The organism is Hymenobacter antarcticus (assembly GCF_039539545.1).
In the GTDB taxonomy this organism is placed as follows: domain Bacteria; phylum Bacteroidota; class Bacteroidia; order Cytophagales; family Hymenobacteraceae; genus Hymenobacter; species Hymenobacter antarcticus.
The window spans coordinates 81,811-103,445 of record NZ_BAABDI010000010.1 but is presented as its reverse complement, the minus strand read 5'-3'; the positions used below and the strand labels follow the sequence as shown (position 1 = coordinate 103,445).

The 21,635-nt window shown below is 60.2% G+C and carries 18 protein-coding genes; 12 read left to right on the top strand and 6 right to left on the bottom strand.

Annotated elements, in window-relative coordinates; genetic code table 11:
• Positions 1–31 precede the first annotated feature (31 nt).
• Both ispG and ABD819_RS09250 read left to right on the top strand, forming a co-directional pair.
• Positions 32–2,086, top strand: coding sequence for a (E)-4-hydroxy-3-methylbut-2-enyl-diphosphate synthase (gene ispG / locus ABD819_RS09255; RefSeq protein WP_345123402.1), 2,055 nt, complete (start codon positions 32–34; stop codon positions 2,084–2,086).
• A 19-nt stretch (positions 2,087–2,105) separates the two neighbouring features.
• Positions 2,106–2,396, top strand: a complete 291-nt coding sequence (locus ABD819_RS09250; RefSeq protein WP_345123400.1) for a hypothetical protein — start codon at positions 2,106–2,108, stop codon at positions 2,394–2,396.
• Positions 2,397–2,404: 8 nt separating this feature from the next.
• On the opposite strand, the gene ABD819_RS09245 is transcribed toward ABD819_RS09250, so the two are convergent.
• On the bottom strand, positions 2,405–2,872 hold the full coding sequence (locus tag ABD819_RS09245) for a nuclear transport factor 2 family protein (RefSeq protein WP_345123398.1): 468 nt from the start codon (positions 2,870–2,872) through the stop codon (positions 2,405–2,407).
• 137 nt (positions 2,873–3,009) lie between these two features.
• On the opposite strand from ABD819_RS09245, the gene ABD819_RS09240 reads away from it, so the two are divergent.
• Together ABD819_RS09240 and ABD819_RS09235 are read left to right on the top strand one after the other, a co-directional pair.
• Positions 3,010–3,183, top strand: coding sequence for a DUF6728 family protein (locus tag ABD819_RS09240; protein WP_216688951.1), 174 nt, complete (start codon positions 3,010–3,012; stop codon positions 3,181–3,183).
• An 11-nt stretch (positions 3,184–3,194) separates the two neighbouring features.
• Positions 3,195–3,545: an MmcQ/YjbR family DNA-binding protein gene (locus tag ABD819_RS09235; protein ID WP_345123395.1), complete on the top strand. Its 351-nt coding sequence runs from the start codon at positions 3,195–3,197 to the stop codon at positions 3,543–3,545.
• A gap of 125 nt (positions 3,546–3,670) precedes the next feature.
• Here ABD819_RS09235 and ABD819_RS09230 read toward each other — a convergent pair whose 3' ends face one another.
• Complete coding sequence (locus tag ABD819_RS09230) at positions 3,671–6,286, bottom strand: M14 family metallopeptidase (RefSeq protein ID WP_345123392.1); 2,616 nt, start codon at positions 6,284–6,286, stop codon at positions 3,671–3,673.
• A gap of 132 nt (positions 6,287–6,418) precedes the next feature.
• Between ABD819_RS09230 and ABD819_RS09225 the strand changes: the two genes are divergently transcribed.
• Both ABD819_RS09225 and ABD819_RS09220 read left to right on the top strand, forming a co-directional pair.
• Positions 6,419–6,652: a hypothetical protein gene (locus tag ABD819_RS09225; protein ID WP_345123389.1), complete on the top strand. Its 234-nt coding sequence runs from the start codon at positions 6,419–6,421 to the stop codon at positions 6,650–6,652.
• Entirely contained in the window at positions 6,642–6,974 is a 333-nt protein-coding gene (locus tag ABD819_RS09220) for a type II toxin-antitoxin system RelE/ParE family toxin (protein ID WP_345123387.1), read from the top strand. Before ABD819_RS09225 ends, ABD819_RS09220 begins: the two co-directional genes overlap by 11 nt.
• Before the next feature lie 70 nt (positions 6,975–7,044).
• Here ABD819_RS09220 and ABD819_RS09215 read toward each other — a convergent pair whose 3' ends face one another.
• Positions 7,045–10,008, bottom strand: coding sequence for a leucine--tRNA ligase (locus tag ABD819_RS09215; protein ID WP_345123384.1), 2,964 nt, complete (start codon positions 10,006–10,008; stop codon positions 7,045–7,047).
• Positions 10,009–10,262: 254 nt separating this feature from the next.
• Between ABD819_RS09215 and dnaG the strand changes: the two genes are divergently transcribed.
• From dnaG to ABD819_RS09190, 5 genes are all read left to right on the top strand, one after another.
• A complete protein-coding gene (gene dnaG, locus ABD819_RS09210) occupies positions 10,263–12,368 on the top strand; it encodes a DNA primase (RefSeq protein WP_345123382.1) in 2,106 nt (701 codons plus the stop codon).
• A gap of 159 nt (positions 12,369–12,527) precedes the next feature.
• The gene (locus tag ABD819_RS09205) at positions 12,528–13,583 is read left to right on the top strand and encodes a potassium channel family protein (RefSeq protein ID WP_345123380.1); all 1,056 of its coding nucleotides are present in this window, start codon (positions 12,528–12,530) and stop codon (positions 13,581–13,583) included.
• A 109-nt stretch (positions 13,584–13,692) separates the two neighbouring features.
• A complete protein-coding gene (locus ABD819_RS09200; protein WP_345123377.1) occupies positions 13,693–14,949 on the top strand; it encodes a glycosyltransferase family 4 protein in 1,257 nt (418 codons plus the stop codon).
• A complete protein-coding gene (locus ABD819_RS09195; RefSeq protein WP_345123374.1) occupies positions 14,946–16,136 on the top strand; it encodes a glycosyltransferase in 1,191 nt (396 codons plus the stop codon). The genes ABD819_RS09200 and ABD819_RS09195 overlap by 4 nt, the downstream gene beginning before the upstream one ends.
• Before the next feature lie 48 nt (positions 16,137–16,184).
• The gene (locus ABD819_RS09190) at positions 16,185–17,411 is read left to right on the top strand and encodes a bifunctional 3,4-dihydroxy-2-butanone-4-phosphate synthase/GTP cyclohydrolase II (protein ID WP_345123371.1); all 1,227 of its coding nucleotides are present in this window, start codon (positions 16,185–16,187) and stop codon (positions 17,409–17,411) included.
• 98 nt (positions 17,412–17,509) lie between these two features.
• On the opposite strand, the gene ABD819_RS09185 is transcribed toward ABD819_RS09190, so the two are convergent.
• Positions 17,510–18,883 (bottom strand): competence/damage-inducible protein A, encoded by a 1,374-nt coding sequence (locus ABD819_RS09185; RefSeq protein WP_345123369.1) that lies wholly within the window; start codon positions 18,881–18,883, stop codon positions 17,510–17,512.
• Positions 18,884–18,996: 113 nt separating this feature from the next.
• Between ABD819_RS09185 and ABD819_RS09180 the strand changes: the two genes are divergently transcribed.
• Positions 18,997–19,818, top strand: a complete 822-nt coding sequence (locus ABD819_RS09180; RefSeq protein ID WP_345123366.1) for a DUF4197 domain-containing protein — start codon at positions 18,997–18,999, stop codon at positions 19,816–19,818.
• A 93-nt stretch (positions 19,819–19,911) separates the two neighbouring features.
• Here the strand turns inward: ABD819_RS09180 and ABD819_RS09175 are convergent, their stop codons facing one another.
• Positions 19,912–20,274, bottom strand: coding sequence for a hypothetical protein (locus tag ABD819_RS09175; protein ID WP_345123364.1), 363 nt, complete (start codon positions 20,272–20,274; stop codon positions 19,912–19,914).
• 156 nt (positions 20,275–20,430) lie between these two features.
• Positions 20,431–21,612: a hypothetical protein gene (locus ABD819_RS09170; protein ID WP_345123362.1), complete on the bottom strand. Its 1,182-nt coding sequence runs from the start codon at positions 21,610–21,612 to the stop codon at positions 20,431–20,433.
• Between the last annotated feature and the right edge of the window lie 23 nt (positions 21,613–21,635).

Below are 21,635 nucleotides of genomic sequence, written 5' to 3'. Positions count from 1 at the left end.
ACTTTCGCCTGCCTCCCCTAGTTTTTGGCTCATGAACAAAACGTATTGCCCCAGCCTGACCGAGTATAAGCGCCGCGTGGCCCGCGTGGTAAACATTGGCGGCGTGCCGATGGGGGGAGATTTCCCCATCCGCGTGCAGAGTATGACCACCGTGGATACGATGGACACCCTCGGCTCGGTGGAGCAGACGCTGCGCATGGTGGCGGCCGGCTGCGAGTACGTGCGCATCACCGCGCCCAGCATCAAGGAGGCTCAAAATCTGCTGGAAATCAAGAAAGAGCTGCGCAAGCGCGGCTGCAACGTACCGCTCATCGCCGACATCCACTTCACGCCCAATGCCGCCGAGCTGGCCGCCCGCATCGTGGAGAAAGTGCGCGTGAACCCCGGCAACTACGCCGACAAGAAGAAATTCGAGGAAATAGAATATACCGATATTACTTACGCGGCCGAGGTGGAGCGCATCCGCGAGCGGTTCCGGCCGCTGGTCCAGATTTGCAAGCAGTACGGCACGGTCATGCGCATCGGCACCAACCACGGCTCGCTGAGCGACCGCATTCTGAGCCGGTATGGTGATACGCCATTGGGCATGGTGGAGTCGGCGCTGGAGTTCCTGCGCCTGTGCGAGGAGGAAAACTACTACGACGTGGTGCTGAGCATGAAAGCCAGCAACACTCAGGTGATGGTGCAGGCCTACCGCCTGCTGGTGCAGAAGCTCGACGAAGAAGGCCTGCAACCCTACCCGCTGCACCTGGGCGTGACCGAAGCCGGCGAGGCCGAAGACGGCCGCATCAAGAGCGCCGTGGGCATCGGTACGCTGCTCGAAGATGGCCTGGGCGACACCGTGCGCGTGAGCCTCACCGAAGCGCCCGAGGCCGAAGCGCCCGTGGCCCGCATGCTGATTGACCGCTACACGAATCGGGCGGCTCAGGCCCGGCCCATCCGCCCGCTGGGCCAGTTAAAAGTTAAAAGTGAAGAGTTGAAAAACGATGACGCGCTTTTGACGGCCGAAGGCGAAGCCTCGCCCATTAACCCGTTCCAGTATTTTCGCCGTAGTACCCACGAGGTGGCTAATTTCGGGGGGCAGAACGTGCCGCGGGTGGTGGCCGACTTGTCGCGGCTGCCGCGTCTGGAGTATGGCGACCTGCGCGCTGCGGGCCACCTGTACTCGCCCTTCCTCGATAAATTTCAGATGGGCGACCTGGGGGCCGACTACATCTACACCGGCGAGCGGCCCGTGCCCTACATGCTGCCCAACGGCCTGAAGGAAATCGTGACTTTCACGGCCTGGCGCCATGCCGGCCGCCGGGTCGAGCACTACCCGCTGATGACGCCCGACGCCTACCTGGCCACCACGCCCGAGCAGCGCCACCCGCAGCTCAACTTCCTGATGGCCGACCTGGCGGCCCTCACGCCCGAGCTGCTTCAGCACCTGCACGTCGACCAAGCGGTGGTGCTCACCCTCGAAACCAGCAATGCCCACGCCATGCCGGAGTTGCGCCGGGCCTTCTTCGAGCTCATCAATGCCGGCATCACCTGCCCGGTGGTGGTGCGCCGCTGCTACACGGTCGAAAACCCTGCCCAAACCCAGCTCGATGCCGCTACCGACGTGGGCGGCCTGCTCATCGACGGCCTCGGCGATGGTATCTCGCTCTGCGCCGACCTGCTGCCCAATCAGGAGCAGGAAGCCTGGCTGCGCGATATTGACGCGCTCAACCAGCTCTCGTTCGGCATCCTGCAGGCGGCTCGCACCCGCATGAGCAAAACCGAATACATCAGCTGCCCCAGCTGCGGCCGCACCCTGTTCGATTTGCAGGAAACCACGGCCATGATTCGCAAGCGCACTGACCACCTCAAGGGCATCAAAATCGGCATCATGGGCTGCATCGTGAACGGCCCCGGCGAAATGGCCGACGCCGACTACGGCTACGTGGGCGTGGGCAAGGGCAAAATTGCCCTCTACCGCGGCCAGGAAGTCATCAAGAAATCGGTGCCCGAAGAAAGAGCGGTTGATGAGCTGATTGAGCTCATGCGCGAGGATGGCCGCTGGATTGAGAAGGAAGTAGTGGAGGAGCCGGTGGGAGTTTAATACTTGCGCATACAATGCTATGATGGATTTACATTTAATGCCTGACCAACAAGATGATAATTCTGAAGCATACGATTGGAAATCTGCTTACTTAGGCGGAATCGGTTTGCAAGAATTCCATGATGCGCAAGAGGGCAACATACTAGCTCATGAATTAGACTATTATGAAGATTTCAGATGGTCAAGTGAGTTTGTCAAGAAAATTCTGAGCGAATTAATAGATGCAAATAATCACTCATTTTTTAACTTAATTAAAATTTTAGAACGGGCTGCTAAACTTGACTGTGGAGTGTATGCTGTTGCAGATTAACAGCAATATTACTTGCACTTCTCCTTGCGCCGCGTGTCGATGACGTGCGCTATTTTCCAGCCGTCGGCCAGTTTCACCAGTTGAAACGAGTCGTAGCCGCAGTGGCTGAATTTGCTGCCCAGGTAGAACTCATACGGGGCCCACACGCTGGCCAGGTTGGCGTCAATTAAGACGCGTTCGAATTCCACCCGCTCGTCCCAAACCTGGGCGTGGGGTGTTCCAACGGCTTTCAGAAACCCGTTGATGCTTTCTACTTCCAGAGTCGGCGTTTGGCCGGGTTTGCCGCCGAAGCCGTGGAATACGGCCGCCGGGGCCAGGGTGCGCCGTACCATCGTGCTGTCGCCGCGCCGCATGCCGTCGAAAAACGTGGTGATGACATTTTTCACTGCTTCGGTATCGGATGATGGTTTTTGGGCCTGGGCGGGGCTGGGTGCGGAAGCGGCCAGCAGGAGCAGGGTTGCGGAAACGGGTTTCAAGGCGAGGGGAGTTGGTTCGTAAAACGACACGGCAAATAACGCGGCATTGCAGGGTAGATTATGCGTAAGTATTCAGCTTTGACCAAATCATTCTGCCCCGCCAGGTGTTACCTTACTGAACCCAAACCTGCCCCGCCATGAACGGTAAAAACCTCTTCAACTTCGGCCCCGTCCTCGGTTACTATTTCCGCGGCAAAGACCCGAGCCGTAAGAACAACTTCAACATGAAGACGATGCACTTCATCAATAAGCTCAGCCTGGCGATGTTCTTGGTGTGCCTGGTGGTGATGCTGTTCCGCTACGTGCTGTAGGAAAACGCGGGATGAATATTGAGGAATTTCGCGATTATTGCCTGCTGAAAGCCGGCGTGACCGAAGAAACGCCCTTCGGTCCCGAAACCCTGGTGTTTAAAGTGGGCGGTAAGATTTTCGCCCTCACTGATATCGACACCTTCGGCAGCATCAACCTGAAATGCGACCCCGAGCGGGCCATCGAATTGCGCGAAGCCCACGACTACGTGCTGCCCGGCTACCACATGAGCAAGGTGCATTGGAACACGGTGCTTATCGGTACGGGTGCTCCGGAAAGCCAGCTGCGCGAGCTGATTGACCATTCGTATGAGTTGGTGCGGGCCTCGCTGCCGAAAGTGGTGAAGGCGACGCTGGAACTGTAGAGCAATTTTACAGGAACATATTTGAACGTCATGCTGAGCTTGCCGAAGCATCTCTACCGCAGCAGTAATTAGTTACTCTGGCGGTAGAGGTGCTTCGGCAAGCTCAGCATGACGTTTTGCTTTGCCTATTGCCCGACCAGGAAAACAGCGTTGCCAAAGAGCAGCTTGCCGCCCTGCCAGAAGGCGCGGAACAGCGGGTTGTCGCCCAGATACACGACTTCGCCGCGCCCCAGATTCTGGGTGCCGACTACGAAGGTATCGGCCAGCTCCTTGCGGGCCTTGGTGCCGATGAAGCCAGCCGAATAGCTGTTTTTCTTGATGACACCCACGTTCCAGCCGCCTTTGTCGAGGAAGCGGTAGTTGAGCGGGTTGCGGACGAGGGCGAAGTAGGTGTCGCCGTAGCCGAAGGCCAGCGGGTGGGTATTATCGAGCTGCACGCGGTAAACGCTGCCCTGCACCACGTCTTCGGCCTCTTCGCGCTCCGAGTCGCCGTAGCGGCGCAGGAGTTTGTAGGGGTTGGCCTTGTTTTCCTTTTTAATGGCAACGGAGTCGACGGGTTTGGTTTTGAGCAGGAAGTCTTTTTTGTTAGCCAGGAATTTGGCCGCGCCTTCCATGGCAATGAGGCGGCCGCCGTCGCGCACCCAGGCTTTGAGGCTTTCGAGGTTGCGGTCGGTATAAACGTCGTTGTAGCTGCCGTTGGGCAGGATGAGGACATCGTATTTATTCATCGAAACGCGGCTGAGGTAATCGGTACCGAGCACCGTGAGCGGGTAGCCGAGCTGCTGCTCGAAGAAGTGCCAGACCTCGCCAAAAGCCGTGGCATCGACGCCGGGACCGGCCACTACGGCCACGGTGGGCTGTTTCACAAAGTGCACGGTGCTGGAGCCCAGGTCGCGTCCCGAGGTAGAAAATCCGGATTTCACGGCCGTAACCACGGTGCCGGCCGAGTCGGCCTGGGCCCGTACCAGCTGGTCGAACCGGGCCCCGAGGCCCTCATTGCCGGTGCGGGTGATGACGAGCGTGCCGGGCGCGTACTTCTGGCCTTCCGATTCAAATTCCTTTTCGGCGTAGCGCACCTTCACTTTCTGCTGGAGTAGGCGGCTGAGGAAGCGCACGTCCTGCAGGTTGTTCCAGCGGGCGAGGTAGGCGTAGGGGCGCTCGGTAGTGGCGGCGGCGCTGCCGCGTACCACTGCCTGGCTGGGGGCATTGCCCGAGGCGTCGAGGCGGCCGGGCAGGGCGTAGGCTTTCACCCCGAAAGCGTAGGGCAGGGCCCAGGAAGTGATGTCGTAGGTGAGCGAATCTTCGAGCTGCGGGCGGGGCTCAAACAGCACTTTCACCAGCGTGGATTTGGGCTGGTACATGCTCACCACCACATCGTGGGGCTCTATCTGCACGGTTTCGCTTTTGCCGGAGGTGTAGTTGAAGCCCTTGGTTTTCGTGCGCTTGGTGGCAAAGCCGTATTCGATTTGGTTGCGGTTGAGGTACTGGGTGAGGGCGCGAAGCTGGCCGGGGTCGTTGCCGGCCGACAGCACGTAGGTTTTAAACTCGCCCTGCGGCTTGGTTTTGGCCGTGGCGAAGTAGTTCTGAAACTCGCGCAGCAGGTCGTCGTGCCGCTCGGCGGTGGCCTGGATGGTGGCCCGGCTGGCCGCATGGTGGTGGGCAATGCGCTGGGCCAGGGTCAGGGTGTCACCGTCGAGGCGGGCGTAGCCCACGCCGGCGGGGCCGCCGCCGCCCTGCTCATAAGTCATGCCGATGGCCCCGTTGAAGCTGGGCCAGGTGTCACCGTAGGTGGGCGCGTACAGGTCGTAGACTTCGCGGGTGAAATACAGCCAGTTGTTCTTATCAAACGCCACCTTGTTGTAATCACCCAGAATGCCCTGGAACTTGCGCTGCCAGGCCGTGAGGTCGGCGTGGTAGGGCTTGGCGGCAGGCGAGAAATAGTAGGTGTTGTTCGGGCCCATTTCGTGGAAATCGGCGTGTACTTCCGGCAGCCACTGGTTGTAGAGTTCGATGCGCTGGCGGGTTTCCTGCTGGGTTTGCCAGGCCCAGTCGCGGTTCAGGTCGAAGTAATAGTGGTTGTAGCGGCCGCCGGGCCAGGGCTCGTGGTGCTCCCAGGAGTCGGGGTTGGCGTTCACGGCCTGGTTGCGCACGCGGTTGTACCAGTTGGCGTACCGGTCGCGGCCGTCGGGGTTCACGCAGGGGTCCACGATAACGACGGTGTTTTTGAGCCAGTCCTGCATCTGCTGGTCCTGCGGGTTGGCCAGGTCATATAGTACCTGCATCACGGCTTCCGATGACACGGCCTCGTTGCCATGCACGTTGTAGCTCAGCCAGCACACGGCCGGCTGCTGGCGCTGGCCGGTGCCGCTTTCCAGCCCGGCCAGCTTCAAATTGTTGTGGCGTACCTCTTCGAGCCGGCCGAAGGTTTCGGCGCTGGCAATTTGCACCACTTCCAGCGGGCGGCGCTCGTAAGTTTTGCCGTAGGGCACCAGTTTCATGCGGCCGGGCGTATGGGCCGTTACGTGGGCCACGTAGCGCAGAATTTCGGCGTGCGTGGTGAACTGCGCGCCCAGCTTGTAGCCCAGAAATTGCTCGGGCGTGAGCAGCGGGCCGGCGGCATCGGTGGTTTGGGCGCGGCTGGTGAAGCTGAATAAGGCGGCGACAATTAGTATCGTCAGCCGTGAAAAGGATTGAGAACAAGAAGCCGTAAATGGCTTGTGGCGTAAGATGCGTTGTAGCATAGAAGGTCAGAAAATGGCTTTATTGGCCACAAGGTAGGGCACAAATCCAACGTAAACTGAGTTTGAATACAATACAGAAAGCCCCTGCAAGCAGCCGGTTGCTTCTGCGCTACTCCCGCTTAACTTTGAGTTATGGACCTGATTGTAACCGTGCCCGATGACCGGGTGAATTTCGTGAAGAAGCTTCTGCGTGAGCTCAACCTCTCTGTCAAACCCGCGAAAGCCGTGAAGCAGCCGCATTCTGTGCTATCGGCAGCGCAACAACAACTGGCTAATGAATTAGCGCACTCATTGCGCCAAGTTGAACTTCATCAACAAGGAAAAATAACTTTACCTTCAGCTTACGATTTGCTCGATGAAGTATAGCATTGTTTTTACTGATGATTTCAATCGGCAATTCAAGGAGCTGAAGAAAAAATATATGTCAGCGGTAGCAGATTTATCCTTTCTGCTGGCAGAGTTGCAGAATAATCCGCAAGCGGGTGAATCATTAGGGCGCAACTGTTACAAAGTCCGTGTAAAGATAAAAGCGAAGAACACCGGAAAAAGCGGCGGAGCCCGAGCAATTACTTGTGTAAAGCTCGTTGATGACGTAATTTATCTGCTCGCTATTTATGATAAATCTGACCAGCCAACAATTTCAGATAAATCAATAGATGCCATCCTGGCGAGTAGTGGAATTAAATAAAAAAGACCCGCTGCAATCGCAGCGGGTCTTTTACTTGTGTAGTGCCAGATAAAGCGTACCGTACAACCCGCTACACCACCACGTTCACCATCCGGCCCGGCACCACAATCACCTTTTTCGCCGATTTTCCTTCGCCAAACCGCGCCAGAAAATCCGAGGCCAGCACGGCGGTTTCAATTTCCGAAGCAGTGGCGGTGGCGGCGAATTGCATTTGCTCGCGCACCTTGCCGTTGATGGCCAGCGGGTAGGTCACGTTGTCCTCCACCAGATATTCCTCGCGGAACTCGGGGTAGCCGGCGGTGCTGATGCTGCCGGGCTCGTGGCCCAGTTCCTGCCACAGCTCCTCGGCGAGGTGCGGCGCATACGGGGACAGCAGCAGCACGAGCGGCTCCAGGATGGCGCGCTTGTGGCATTTGAGGGCCGTGAGCTCGTTCACGGTAATCATAAACAGGCTGACGGAGGTGTTGAAGCTGAACCGCTCGATGTCTTCCTGCACCTTCTGGATGGCGCGGTGCAGGACCTTGAGCTCGGCGGGCGTGGCCGGCTCATCGGTTACGGCGAGGTCGCCGTCTTCAGGGTGGAAGAGCCGCCAGAGCTTCTTGAGGAAGCCGCTCACGCCGCTGATGCCGTTGGTGTTCCAGGGCTTGTACTGCTCCAGCGGGCCGAGGAACATTTCGTAGAGGCGCAAGGCGTCCGCGCCGTATTTGCTAATTAGTACGTCGGGATTGACAACATTTAATTTTGATTTGGACATCTTTTCGATTTCCCAACCGCATAAATATCTTCCATCATCTTCGGTAATAAACTCTGCAAGTCGATAGTCATGCCTTGATTTTCTAAATGCATTAATATCAAGCACGTCGTTTTCAACTAACATTACATCAACGTGTAAATCAGAAATGCTCGTACCGTGAGGGTCTATTATTTTAACCCCTAGTTCCTTATTGTTGAAATCAGCAATGTAATTCTGAACAAATACTAAAATTTCCTTAGTTACTGCTTCATCGCCAGCTTGATATTTAATGACTTTATCTTTCGAAATGAAAAATGTCGCTGGATAAATTTTGGCAAGTTCAGGGCCCTCGATTTTGATTTCGGTAATAGGTAGCGACACATTTAAACGATACACGAAATTCGACCGCCCCAGAATCATCCCCTGATTAATCAGTTTCTGGAACGGCTCATTGCTACTCACGAGGTCTAAGTCTTTCAAAAACAAATACCAGAAGCGCGCATACAGCAAGTGGCCGGTGGCGTGCTCGGCGCCGCCCATGTAGAGGTCCACGGTGCCCCAGTACTGCTCGGCTTCCTCTGAGACGAAGCGGGCTTCGTTGGTGGGGTCCATGTAGCGGAGGTAGTACCACGACGAGCCCGCCCAGCCGGGCATGGTGCTCAGCTCGTAGGGGTACTGGTTGCGGTAGAGCCAGTTTTGGGCGCGTCCCAGGGGCGGCTCGCCGGTTTCGGTGGGCTTATACTCGTTGATTTCGGGCAGCACCAGCGGCAAGTCGCTTTCGGCGATGCCGTAGGCGGTGCCGTCCTTGTAGTAAATCGGGATGGGTTCGCCCCAGTAGCGCTGGCGGCCGAAGATGGAGTCGCGCAGGCGGAAATTGACCTTGCCGCGGCCCAGGCCTTTCTCTTCGAGATAGGCAATGAGCTTGGTGGTGGCCTCCTTGTAGGTGAGGCCGTTGATGATGCCCGAGTTGATGTAGCGGCCTTCCTTGGTGGGGTCGGCCTGCTGGTCGAGGCCCTGCTGGGCGTCGGAAATGGCCGGGATGGGCAGCCCGAAATGCTGGGCAAACACGTAGTCGCGCTGGTCGCCGCTGGGTACGGCCATCACTGCGCCGGTGCCGTAGCCGGCCAATACATAGTCGGCCAGCCAGATTTGCACGGGCTCCTGGTTCACCGGATTCAGCGCATACGCGCCGGTGAAGACACCCGACACGGTTTTGGTGTCGGCCATGCGGTCGCGCTCCGAGCGGCGCTTGGTGGCGGCGATGTACTCGTCCACGGCGGCGCGCTGGCCGGGCGTGGTGATTTTATCAACAAGTTCATGCTCAGGAGCTAAAACCAGGAACGTGGCTCCATAAATCGTGTCAACCCGCGTCGTATAAACCTTGATTTCTAAGTTCTCCGTTCTAAGCTCTGAGCTCTCAACAGGGAACGTGACCTCGGCCCCGATGCTCTTGCCAATCCAATTCCGTTGCATTTCTTTCACCGCGTCGGGCCAGTCGAGCGTGTCGAGGCCGGCCAGGAGGCGGTCGGCGTAGGCGGTGATGCGCAGGTTCCACTGGGGCATGAGGCGGCGCTCGACGGGATAGCCGCCGCGCTCGCTCAGGCCGTCCTTTACTTCGTCGTTGCTCAGCACCGTGCCCAGGCCGGGGCACCAGTTCACGTAGGTGTCCTGCTGGTAGGCGAGGCGGTAGGAGTGGACGGCGGCCAGCTTTTGGTGTTCGGTAAAGAGTTGCCACTGCCCGGCGGTGAACACCTGGCGGTCGCCTTCGTCGCCGGCCGCGCGGATGCCCTCGCTGCCGCGCTCGGCAAAGCGGGCGGTGAGGTCCGTCAGCGGCTCAGCCTTGTTGGTGTCGAGGTTGTACCAGGAATTAAACAGCTTGAGGAAAATCCACTGCGTCCACTTGTAATAGCTGGCGTCGGAAGTGCGGATTTCGCGGCTCCAGTCGTAGCTGAACCCCAGGCTGCTGAGCTGCTTGATGTAGGTTTCAATGTTCTGGTCGGTGGTCAGGGCCGGGTGCTGGCCGGTCTGAATGGCGTACTGCTCGGCGGGCAGGCCGAAAGAGTCGAACCCCATGGGATGCAGCACGTTGAAGCCCCGCAGGCGCTTGTAGCGCGACACGATATCGGAGGCAATGTAGCCCAGCGGGTGCCCCACGTGCAGGCCCGCCCCGGACGGGTAGGGGAACATGTCGAGCACGTAGTACTTGGGCTTCTCGGAGTGGTTGTGGGCCTGGAAGGTATTGTGGGCTTTCCAGTGGGCCTGCCACTTCTTTTCGATTTCTTCGGGGCGGTATGCGGGCATCTTGCGCGGAGTTTATTCCGGGCAAAGGTAGGACGTAGGAGAAAGTAGGGCGAAATTTGTTGTGTCACTTACTGCCGCAGTCATAGAACGTCATGCTGAGCGCAGCCGAAGCATCTCGCGTGTGGAAGTAATCAAAACCGCAGAACCGAAGGTCGGCGTAGCCAACGATTGAGTTAGTGACGGCCCGCGAGATGCTTCGGCTACGCTCAGCATGACGTCCTTCCCTGCCCTCATTTGCATCCGAATAACCCCCGATGGCCCGCATCCCCAAAGAATTAGTTGACCAGATTATCCAGACCGCCGACATCGTGGAAGTCGTCGGCGACTTCGTGCAGCTCAAGCGCAAGGGCCAGAATCTGTGGGCCCCGTGCCCGTTTCATAACGAGAAGTCTCCGTCGTTTTCGGTAAATCCGGCCAAGTCACTCTACAAGTGCTTCGGCTGCGGCAAGGCCGGCGGCGTGGTGCAGTTCGTGATGGACGTGGAGGGCACCAGCTACGTGGAGGCCCTGAAATACCTGGCCAAGAAGTACGCCATCACCATTGAGGAGGAGGAACGCACGCCCCAGCAGCAGCTGGAGCAGAACGAGCGCGACTCCCAGTTCATCGTTTCCGACTTCGCCAAAAACCACTTTCACCGCCTCCTGCAGAACTCCGAGGAGGGCATGAGCATCGGCTACGGCTACCTTAAGGAGCGCGGCCTTAACCTGAGCACCATCCAGACCTTCGAGCTGGGCTACTCGCTCGACAGCTGGGACGACCTGATGAAAGCCGCCGAAACGGCCGGCTACGACAAGAAATACTTGGAAAAAACGGGCCTGACGGTCATCAAAACCGACGACCAGGGCAAAGACACCGGCCGGCGCTACGACCGGTTCCGGGGCCGCGTCATGTTCCCGATTCACAACATCAGCGGCCGGGTAGTGGGCTTCGGGGCGCGCACGCTGAAGCGCGACGACAAGATGGCGAAGTACCTGAATTCGCCGGAATCGGAGATTTACCACAAGTCGGATGTGCTCTACGGGCTGTTCCAGGCCCGGCAGGCCATCAGGACGGAGGAAGTGTGCTATTTGGTGGAAGGCTATCTGGACGTGCTTTCGTTGTATCAGGGCGGTATTAAAAACGTGGTGGCCTCATCGGGTACCTCGCTCACCGAGGGCCAGATTCGGCTCATCAAGCGGTATTCCGATAACGTGACGGTGCTGTATGACGGCGACGCGGCGGGCATAAAAGCCAGTTTGCGCGGCACCGATTTGCTGCTCGAAGGCGGTCTGAACGTGCGCGTGGTGCTCTTCCCCGACGGCGACGACCCCGATAGCTACATCCGCAAAGTCGGCGACCAGCGTTTCGCCGAGTACATTGAAACCAAGAGCCAGGACTTCATCTCCTTCAAAACCACGCTCGTGGCCCGCGAGGCCAGCAACGACCCGGTGAAGAAGGCCGAAGCCATCCGCGACGTGCTGCACAGCATCGCCAAAGTGCCCGATGCCATCAAGCGTCAGGTATTTTTGCAGCAGACCTCGGCCACGTTCGGCATTGATGAGCAGGTGCTTATCACCGAATACAACAAGCTGGTGAAAGCGCCCGCGCCGAAAGGTGGCGACCAGCGCGGCAGCGGTGGGAGCGGCGGCTATGGCAATAGCGGCGGCAACAGCTACGGCGGCAATGCCGGCGGCCAGGGCCAGCGCCCCGGCCCGGCCCCCGCCTCGCGCCCGCTGTCGGATGAGGAAGAAGCCGAAATGCTCATGTACGGCGGCGCGGAGGCCACCGTGGAAATCCTGGGCGCGGGGGCTTCTTTCCAGTCCGCGAAGTCTAAAGCCGACGATGACGACGACACGCCCGACATGCTCCAGGTGTGCGAGCGCGAGGTGCTGCGCCTGCTGGTGCTCTATTCCGGCCGCGAAATCGAGCCGGAAATGAGCGTGGCCGCCTACCTGATGGGCCAGCTCGGCGAAAACCCGCTCAACGTGCCGCTCTACGCCGAAATGTGGGAAATCTGCCGGCAGGAGCTGTTGGCCGGCCGCTTTCCCGATGCCCGCCTGCTGGCCCAGAACGAGCGCGAAGACATCCGCAGCCTCATCACGGACCTGGCCACCGAGCGCTACGAAATCAGCCCCAACTGGCGCACCAAGGAAATCTACGTATTCAACGAAGTGGACCTGCCCCAGCTGGCCTGCGACAATGCCGTACTGCGCCTCAATAAAGTGCACGTCCAGCGCGAGCTGGACCAGTGCCTCGAAAAGCTCCGGCACCCGCTGGAAGACGCCGAGATGTTCGAAATTCTCGGCGACATCAAGCGCCTCAAGGAGCTTGATAATGAGCTGGCCGGTTTGCTGGGTACCGTAGTGGCGCGGGGCGCGTGAGCTGGGGCCAGCCTGTAATTTCGAACGTCATGCCCATCTGGCGTCCGCGCAGCCGAAGCATCTCTACCTCGGAAGTATTCATTGCGGTCGAAACGAAGCGGTAAAGATGCTTCGCTGCGCTCTGCATGACGTTCTTTGGGCCTTGTTTACTACAACGCAATGCTTAGACGCCTCAACATCAACCGCCTGATACTGGCCATCATCCTCACGGTATTGAGCCTGGTGATTGGCATAACGGGCTTCATGGTCATCGAGCACTATGGGCCGATTGACGCGTTTTACATGACGGTGACCACCTTCGCCACGGTGGGCTTCGGCGAAGTTCAACCGTTTTCGCAGGCCGGGCGGCTGTTTGTCTCGTTTTATATTCTCTACAACCTCGTAGTGGTGGCGTACCTCGTGTCGGTCCTGTCCGCGTTTATCTTTGACGGCGAGCTGCGCAAAATTTATAAGATGATTCGAACCGACCAGGAGATTAAACGATTCAGCGGCCATGTAATCGTGTGCGGATTTGGGCGCAACGGCCGCCGGGCCTACCAGGAGCTGCGCGCCAACGGCGCCCGGGTGGTGGTCATCGAGTCGGACCAGGGGTTGATGAAAAGCATCACCGAAGGCCGTACCGGCGAAGACTACGACGAGGATGGCGTGGCGGGCGGCAAAATTTTCACCGTATTCGGCGATGCCACCACCGACCTTGTGCTCAAGCAGGCGGGCGTGGAGCGGGCCTCGGCCCTGATTACCTCACTGCCCAAAGATGCCGACAACGTATTCGTGGCGCTTTCCGCCCGCGCCCTCAACCCGCGCCTGAAAATCATCGCCCGGGCCTCGCTCAAAACCTCCGAAAGTAAACTGATTTTTGCCGGGGCCGACTCGGTGGTCATGCCCGACGAAATCGGCGGCTCGCACATGGCCAAGCTAATTGTACGCCCCGAAGTCATTCGTTTCCTGGACCTTATTTCGGGCCTCAGCCCCGATAAGCTACGCCTCGAAGAAATGAGCTACGAGCAGCTGCGGCGCGATTTGCGCGGCCTCACCATCCGGGAGCTCGACGTGCGCTCCATCACCGGAGCCACCATCATCGGTCTGCGCCAGGCCAGCGGCGAGCTGCTCGTGAGTCCGCCCGTGGACTACGCGCCCGCCCCCGGCGACGTACTACTCGTCCTCGGCAGCGAAGACCAGATTCAGAGCTTCGAGGTGCATTTCCGGCAACTTTAATTCATTTAACAATTAACATCTATCATTTAACACTCCTGCGGCCCGACTTCGCGCCCCGGTACCAGCAGAACGGCTGTTAAATGTTAATTGATAGATGTTAAATGACCACATGCACATTCTGCAACTTTGTCCGCGCGTCCCGTACCCGCCCCACGACGGTGGGGCCATTGCCATGTACGACGTGGCCGCCGGCCTCGTCGGGGCCGGGCACCGGGTCACGCTGCTGGCCATCAACACGCCCAAGCACCGCCAGCCGGCCGATGCCCTGGCCCACCTGGGCCCCAACCTGCGCCTGGAGCTGGTGGACGTGGATACGGATATTTCAGCCGCTAAAGCCCTGAAAAACCTGCTTTTCAGCCGCCAGCCCTACAACGTGGAGCGGTTCATTAGCCCGGCGGTAGGGGAGCGGCTGCTCGGAATTCTTCGGACTGAGCAAGTCGATATTGTGCAGATGGAAGGCACTTTTGTGGCTTGGTACGCCGAGCTGCTGGGACGCCAGCATGGCGCTGATTTCCGGGTGCCGCCCTTGGTGTTGCGTGCCCACAACGTGGAAAACACTATCTGGCATATGCTGGCCCGCCGCGAGACTAACCCGCTCAAGCGCGTTTTCCTGCAAACCATGACTAGCCGCCTCGAAGCGTTCGAGCGGCGCTACCTGCGGCAGTTCGACGCCGTGGCCGCCATCACCGAAGCCGATGCCGACCGCCTGCGCGCCCTGCATTGCCCCGAGCCGGTGGTATTCATCCCGGCCGGGGTGGAGCTCAGTCGCGTGCAGGCCAACCCGGCCGCGCAGCCCAGGCCGCGCACGCTGTTTATGATTGGCTCGCTCGATTGGCTGCCCAACCAGGAAGGGGTGGAGTGGCTGCTGCGCGAAGTGTGGCCCACGCTGCACGCCGAAATGCCCGATGTGGAGCTGCACATCGCCGGCCGCAACGCCCCCGCCCACCTGTTGGCCCCGCGCACCGACAACGTATTCCTGCACGGCTTCGTGGAGTCGGCCGCCGAATTCATGCAGCAGTACGACCTGATGCTGGTGCCGCTGCTCAGCGGCGGCGGCATGCGCGTCAAAATCATCGAGGGCCTGGCCCTGGGCAAAGCTATTCTCAGCACCCGGCTGGGGGCCGAAGGCATTGCCGTGCGCGACGGCCACGACATCGTGCTGCGCGACTCGCCCGCCGACTGGCTGGCCGCCCTGCGCACCTGGGCCCGGGGCGAGCTGCCCGTGCGCGAGCTCGGTACCGAGGCCGCCCTCACCGCCGCCACGCTCTACGACAACCGCCAGGTGGTGCAGCGTTTTATTGATTTGTACGAGCAATTGCTGCTGCCCGCGCCCGCCGGCACCCCCGCTCATTCGCCGCCCGCATGAAGCTATTCGTTCTGCTTTCGCGCTTCCCATATCCGCTTGATAAAGGCGACAAGCTGCGCGCCTACCACCAGCTGCGCTACTTGGCCGAGCGCCACGAAATCTGCCTGTTTACCATCACCGACGAGGAGGTTTCGGCCGAAGCCAAGGCCCAGGTGCGGCCCCTGTGCCGAGGCGGGCTGGTGATTCACCACCTGCGCCGGCCGGGCATTGCCCGCAACATGGCGCGGGCCCTGGCCACGGGCCTGCCCTTGCAGGTGGGCTATTTTTATGATTCCAAAGCGCAGCGGCAGGTGGATGGATTGCTGCGCGATTTCCGGCCCGACCACGTGTACTGCCAGCTCATTCGCATGGCGGAGTACCTGCAGGCCCACGCCGGCCAGGTGCCCATGACCCTGGACTATATGGATGTGTTTTCGGCCGGCATGGCGCGGCGGGCCACCCAGGCCCCGCTGTGGCAGCGCCCCGTGTGGGCCCTCGAAGCCCACCGCCTGCGGGCCTACGAAGCGGCCGCGTTCGGCTGGTTCCGGCACCACACCATCATCAGCGACCAGGACCGGCAGCTGATTGACCACCCCGGCCGCGACCAGATTCAGCTTGTGCTTAATGGCATTGATTCCGACTTTTTCCGGCCCCGGCCCGAGGCCGCCAAGGAGTACGACGTGCTGTTTTGCGGCAATATGAGCTACCACCCGAATGTGGATGCCGCCTGCTTTCTGGCCGAAGAAATAATGCCGCTGGTGCGCCAGCGCCACCCGGCGGCCCGGCTATTGGTGGCCGGTACCACGCCCGCGCCCCGGGTGCAGGCCCTGGCCTCGGCGCACGTCACGGTAAGCGGCTGGGTGCCGGATATCCGGGTGGCCTACGCGTCGGCGCGGGTATTTGCGGCTCCCATGCGCGTGGGTACGGGCCTGCAAAACAAGCTGCTCGAAGCCATGGCCATGCAGCTGCCCTGCGTAACCACGCCGCTGGCCAACAACGCCCTCGGCGGTACCCACGGGCAGGAGCTGCGCGTGGCCGACTCCGCTACGGCGCTGGCCGAAGCCATTTCCCAGCTGCTGAGCAATCCGAATGCGGCCGACGAGCTGGCGGGCCGGGGGCATCGGTTTGTGCAAACGCACTTCGATTGGGCCGGGGCTACTTCCCGCCTCGAAGTGCTGCTGGAAGCAGGGGGCGGCCTACGGGGCTAACTTTGCGGCGGCCCTTGTTGTTGTGGCCCGAAATACCACCCCCACCCCATGCTTGATTCCATCGAATCCGCCATCGCCGATATTCGCGCCGGCAAAGTGGTCATCGTTGTCGACGACGAAGACCGTGAAAACGAAGGCGACTTTATCTGCGCCGCCGAGTGCGCCACTCCCGAAATTATTAATTTCATGGCCACCCACGGCCGGGGGCTGGTGTGCGCCTCCCTGCCCGAGCAGCGCTGCGAAGAGCTGGGCCTCGACCTGATGGTGGGCACCAATACGGCCCTGCACGCCACCCCATTCACGGTATCGGTCGATTTGCTGAAGAACGGCGTGACCACCGGCATCTCGGCCTCCGACCGCAGCAAGACCATTCTGGCCCTCATCGACCCCGCCACCAAGCCCGATGAGCTGGGCAAGCCCGGCCATATTTTCCCCCTCAAGGCCCGCAAGGAAGGGGTATTGCGCCGCGCCGGCCACACCGAAGCAGCCGTGGACCTGGCCCGCCTCGCCGGTCTGGCTCCGGCCGGGGTGCTGGTCGAAATTTTGAAGGAAGACGGCGAGATGGCCCGCCTGCCCGACCTCGAAATCGTGGCTAAAAAGTGGGACCTGAAGCTGGTTTCAGTGCAGGACCTCATTAAGTACCGTCTGGCTACGGAGAGCCTTATTCATCGCGAGATTTCGGTGAAAATGCCCACCGAGGATGGTGAATTCGACCTGTACGCCTACACCCAGCGCTCCAACGAGGTGAAGCATCTGGCCCTGGTGAAAGGCGATATCAGCGGCCCTGAGCCGGTGCTGGTGCGCGTGCACAGCTCCTGCGTGACGGGCGACATCTTCGGCTCGTGCCGCTGCGACTGCGGCCCGCAGCTCCGCCAGGCCATGCGCCAGATTGAGCGCGAAGGCCGGGGCGTTATCGTCTACATGAACCAGGAAGGGCGCGGCATCGGCCTGCTCAACAAACTCAAAGCCTACAAGCTGCAGGAGCAGGGCCGTGACACCGTGCAGGCCAACGAGGACCTGGGCTTCAAGGGCGACGAGCGGGATTACGGCGTGGGGGCGTCCATTCTGCGCGACCTGGGCGTGACCAAGATGCGCCTGCTCACCAACAATCCCAAGAAGCGCACCGGCCTTGTCGGCTACGGCCTCGAAATCGTGGACACGCTGCCCATCGAAATCGACCCGAACCCGCATAACGAGGCTTACCTCGCCACCAAGCGCGACAAAATGGGCCACGATATCATGCGTGCCGTACCGGTGGAAACGCCGGCGGCGTAGGGTCTGTCATTGCGAGGCAGAGCCGAAGCAACCCGTCCTGTCAAACCCACACACTCTCCTTCGTGACAACCCCCGGTACTGCCCAGTATCGGGGGTTATCACATTATAGGGTTAGGCGCTGAGAACAGGACAGATTGCTTCGCTTCGCTCGCAATGACAACACCTGATTTATTTTCCTGCGCCAGCTGCTGCCGGAGCAGCGTGAGCACCGATTGCGCGGCGTATTCCACGTTCAGGGCGCGGCCCCGGTCCAGCACGTATTCGCGGCTGATGGTTTGGGTGCCGTCGGCGTAGGCGAGGCATACTGTTCCTACTTGCTTGGTGTCGGTAGCGCCGGTGGGGCCGGCGATGCCGCTGGTGGCCACGGCCACATCCACGCCCAAGCGGCGGCGGGCTCCTTCGGCCATTTCGCGCACGGTGGCCTCGCTCACGGCTCCGAACTGGGCCAGGGTGGCGGCCTGCACCCCCAGCTCTTCCTGCTTGATATCGTTGTGGTAGGCCACGATGCTGCCCCGGAAATACGCCGAGCTGCCCGCGACGCTGGTGAGGCGGTGCGCCACCAGCCCGCCCGTGCAGCTTTCGGCGGTGCCGATGGTGAGGTTCCTGGCCAGCAATAACCGGCCGATGGCGGCTTCCAGCGTGGTTTCCTCTTCGGCGAAAATGTACTCGCCGATGCGCTCGCGCAGGACTGGCAGCAGGGCCAGCATCCGGCCGCGCAGGTTGGGTTGGCCATCATCGGAACCGGTCAGGCGCAGGCGCACGGCCCCGAAGCTGGGCAGGTAGGCCAGCTTGATGTTGGCAGGCAGGGCATCTTCCCAGTCCTCGATTTTCTGGGCCAGAAACGACTCGCCGAGGCCGGCCGTCATCACCACCAGGTGCTCGATGGGGGCGATGTGGAACAGCGCCTGCAGGCGCGGCAGCACGTGGTCCGTCATCAGGCGCTTCATCTCAAAAGGTACGCCGGGCATGCTCACGAAGATGGTACCCTGGTCCGAAAACCACATGCCGGGGGCCGTACCCACCGCGTTGTGCAGCACTTCGCAGTTGGCTGGCACCAGCGCCTGCTGGCGGTTCACGTCGAGCATGGGCCGGTTGAAACGCTGAAATATTTCTTCGACGTGGCGCAGCGTGGGCTCGTGCAGCACCAGCTCGGTGCCAAAGTAGCGGGCCAGCACGTGCTTGGTCAGGTCGTCTTTGGTGGGGCCCAGGCCACCAGTGATGAGCACCACCTGGGCGCGCTGCCGGGCCTGGTCCAGGGCCGCCACAATCTCATCGGCCCGGTCCGAGACCGATGAAATCTGCCGCACCCGTAAGCCGATTTTGCCCAGCTCCTGGCCCATGAAAGCCGAATTGGTATCGATAACCTGCCCGTAGAGCAGCTCGTCGCCAATGGTCATGATTTCAACATCGGGCGGGGCGGCAGGGCCAGTATGCGGGGTGTTGGAAGCGGAAAGTGGGCGAGCGAGGGGCATGGATTGTCGGGGTAAAATAGGTTTGGCCGCAAATTTGTCTTCAATTTGCATAAGCGGCGGTCCAAGGACAGCCATAGGGGCCATCCGGTTTTCCCGTCGCAGCTGTTTGTTCCATGTTTACTCGCATTGCCAGTGCCTTGCTCGTAGCCGGCCTGCTGGCCACTGCGGCCCCTGCCGCCCACGCCCAAACTACCGCCGCTAAAAAAGCGGCTGCCGCCAAGGCCGCCGCTGCTAAAACTGCCGCCGCCAAAAAAGCTGCTGCCGCCAAAGCGGCGGCTGCCAAGGCCGCCACCACCAAAGCCCCCGTCGTGGTCCCGCCCGCGCCTCTCACCGAAGCCCAGGCCAGTGCTGGCGTCAAGGAAGCCCTCAATAAAGGCATCATTAAAGCCGTACAATTCGCCTCGGAACCCGACGGTTTCAACCTCAACGACGACATTCACATTCCGACCCCGCCCGACCTGGAAATCGTGAAATCGACCGTGGGCCGCCTCCCGGGCATGACCATGCTCTTCACGCAGCTCGAAACCCAGCTCAACCGCGCCGCCGAGGCTGCCGCGCCCAAGGCCAAGGATATTTTCCTTAATGCCCTGGCCAACATCAGCATCACCGATGCCCTCACGCTGGTGACCAGCGGCTCGACCGATGCGGCCACCCAGTTCCTGCGCAGGTCCACCCAGTCGCAGTTGATTACGGCTTTCCACCCCGACATTGAGGCGGCTATCGACCAGGTTGGAGCGGGCCGGGCTTACGCCACCATCACCAGCAAGTACAACAAGATTCCGCTCATGACTCCCGTAAACCTCAGCCTGGCCGACTACACCACCCAGAAAGCCGTGGACGGTCTGTTCATCCTGCTGGCCAACGAGGAAGCTAAAATCCGCAAGAACCCGGCCGCCCGCACCAGCGACATTCTCAAGACGGTATTCGGCCGGTAATCTGGGCGCAAGATTTGAGTAGCAAGTAGCAAGACAAGGCCCCGTCTGGAAATTCCGGATGGGGCCTTGTCTTGCTACTTACTACTCAAATCCCTAATAGTCGTCGCTGTCAGTGCTACTGCTGCGGCTGCTGCCCCGGCCGCTGCTGTAGCCTTCGTCGTTATCGTCGTCGTCGTCCGCAAACTCATCGTCCTCATCGTCGAGGCTGGTGAAGCCGCCGCGGTCGGAATTTTCGGCGCGCTCGGCTTCCACAAACTCTTCTTCGGTCATGTTGGCCAGGTCCAGGGCTTCGTCGTGCGACGAGCCCGTGTCGGTCCACATCAGGTAGTCGGCGTACTTGGCCGAGAGGCGGTCTTCGGTATTGCCGAGGGTTGCCGCGCCGCCTTTGGCCGCGTAGGAATCCAGGTTATCGTCGTCGTCGAGCAGGTCGTCGTCCAGGTCGTCGTTGTCAATCATGGCCGGGGCGTTAAATAAGTTGGGATGAACAAAAGGGTTTAAACGGGTTGCAAAGATACAGAAGGAGCCGATTCCTGGTTGAATAACAAACCCATTTTATCATTTGAAAAGCTAGAATAAGCGCACCGGAAGCCATTTTTGGCGTGCGGTACCGGTCTATTTCAACTCAGTGGGCCGGTACTTGATTAAGACCGGCCGGCCGGGCTTAAGCCCCCAAAGCCGAACTCTTTGCTGATGACCATCGGTGAGGTACTGGTCGAGGGGAACAGCTTTGGTGCCGTATTGCTGGAATTCCTTTTGGTCGTAGAGCTGTGCCAGGCAGCGCCGGTCGGCATAAGGTGCCGGAATCGGGGCCGTAATGGGCTTGGTTGCCGCGGTGGCGGCCAGCCAATCCGGCCGACCCTGGACCAGCCTTACGGCGGGGTGAATCACCTGCATATCGACGTAGCCCTGCCGCTCGCCGATGGTGGCGAGGTGGCCCTTCGCAGTTACCAGGGCCATGGGCTTGGTAGCCGGTGTGCCGTGGGAGGGCAGGTAGGCCAGCGTCTGGTCGATGGTAAAAGGGTCGAGGTGGCCCAGCTCACGCAGGTAGGTAGCGAGCCGTTTCACGCCGTCGCGCTCTTTTTCCAGCACGTGGTCGTAGCCTACCAAAGCAACGATTTTAGCTTTTGGGTTTTTCCGCAGCCTGGCCAGAATATTTACCGCTTGCATGGAATCACGGTAGTTGCTGCTCCTTCTCCAGTCGCTAAATTCCTTGTTCTGCGCCCGGGATACCTCGTGGCTGAAGACGTGGAAACCACTTGCGCAGGCCGTGCGCAACAGGTTGCCCATGTTGGGTTCCCGGATATAAAAGCCGGACGTGGCCAAGGGGAATTTCCGTTCGTTGATGGCTGTATCGCTCGGGGAAAGGGCCTCGACGGCGAAAATGGTGTAGCCCAGCGGGGCCAATTGCCGAAGCAGCTGCCGGCAGTAGGCCCGGTGGGCGGGCTGGTTGTGCGCCTCATTGATGAGGATGACCGACGTAGTGCGCGCTCGCGCCGCCAGCAACGGCCCCACCTCCACCAGGCCATAAGGCGTGGCCGAACGGATGGGGACCGTCGGCGTAAGCTTTCCCACGAAAGAATTGTACGTTTCCAGCGCCTGGCTGTACATGTCGGAATCGAACGTCGTCTTATCGGCAGCGGCCAGGCCGCGTAGTGGAGCCACGTAGTCCAGATTACCCTTGTGGTCGAGCATGAGTTGCTCTGCCAGCCGAAATGGATTTCGCTGAGCAGAGGCTGTGCCCGGGTTGGCCAAACCCATCAGGCAGGCAATTACCGCTGGTATCCAGTCACGCATAGGTATCGGCTTGGTGAGGATGA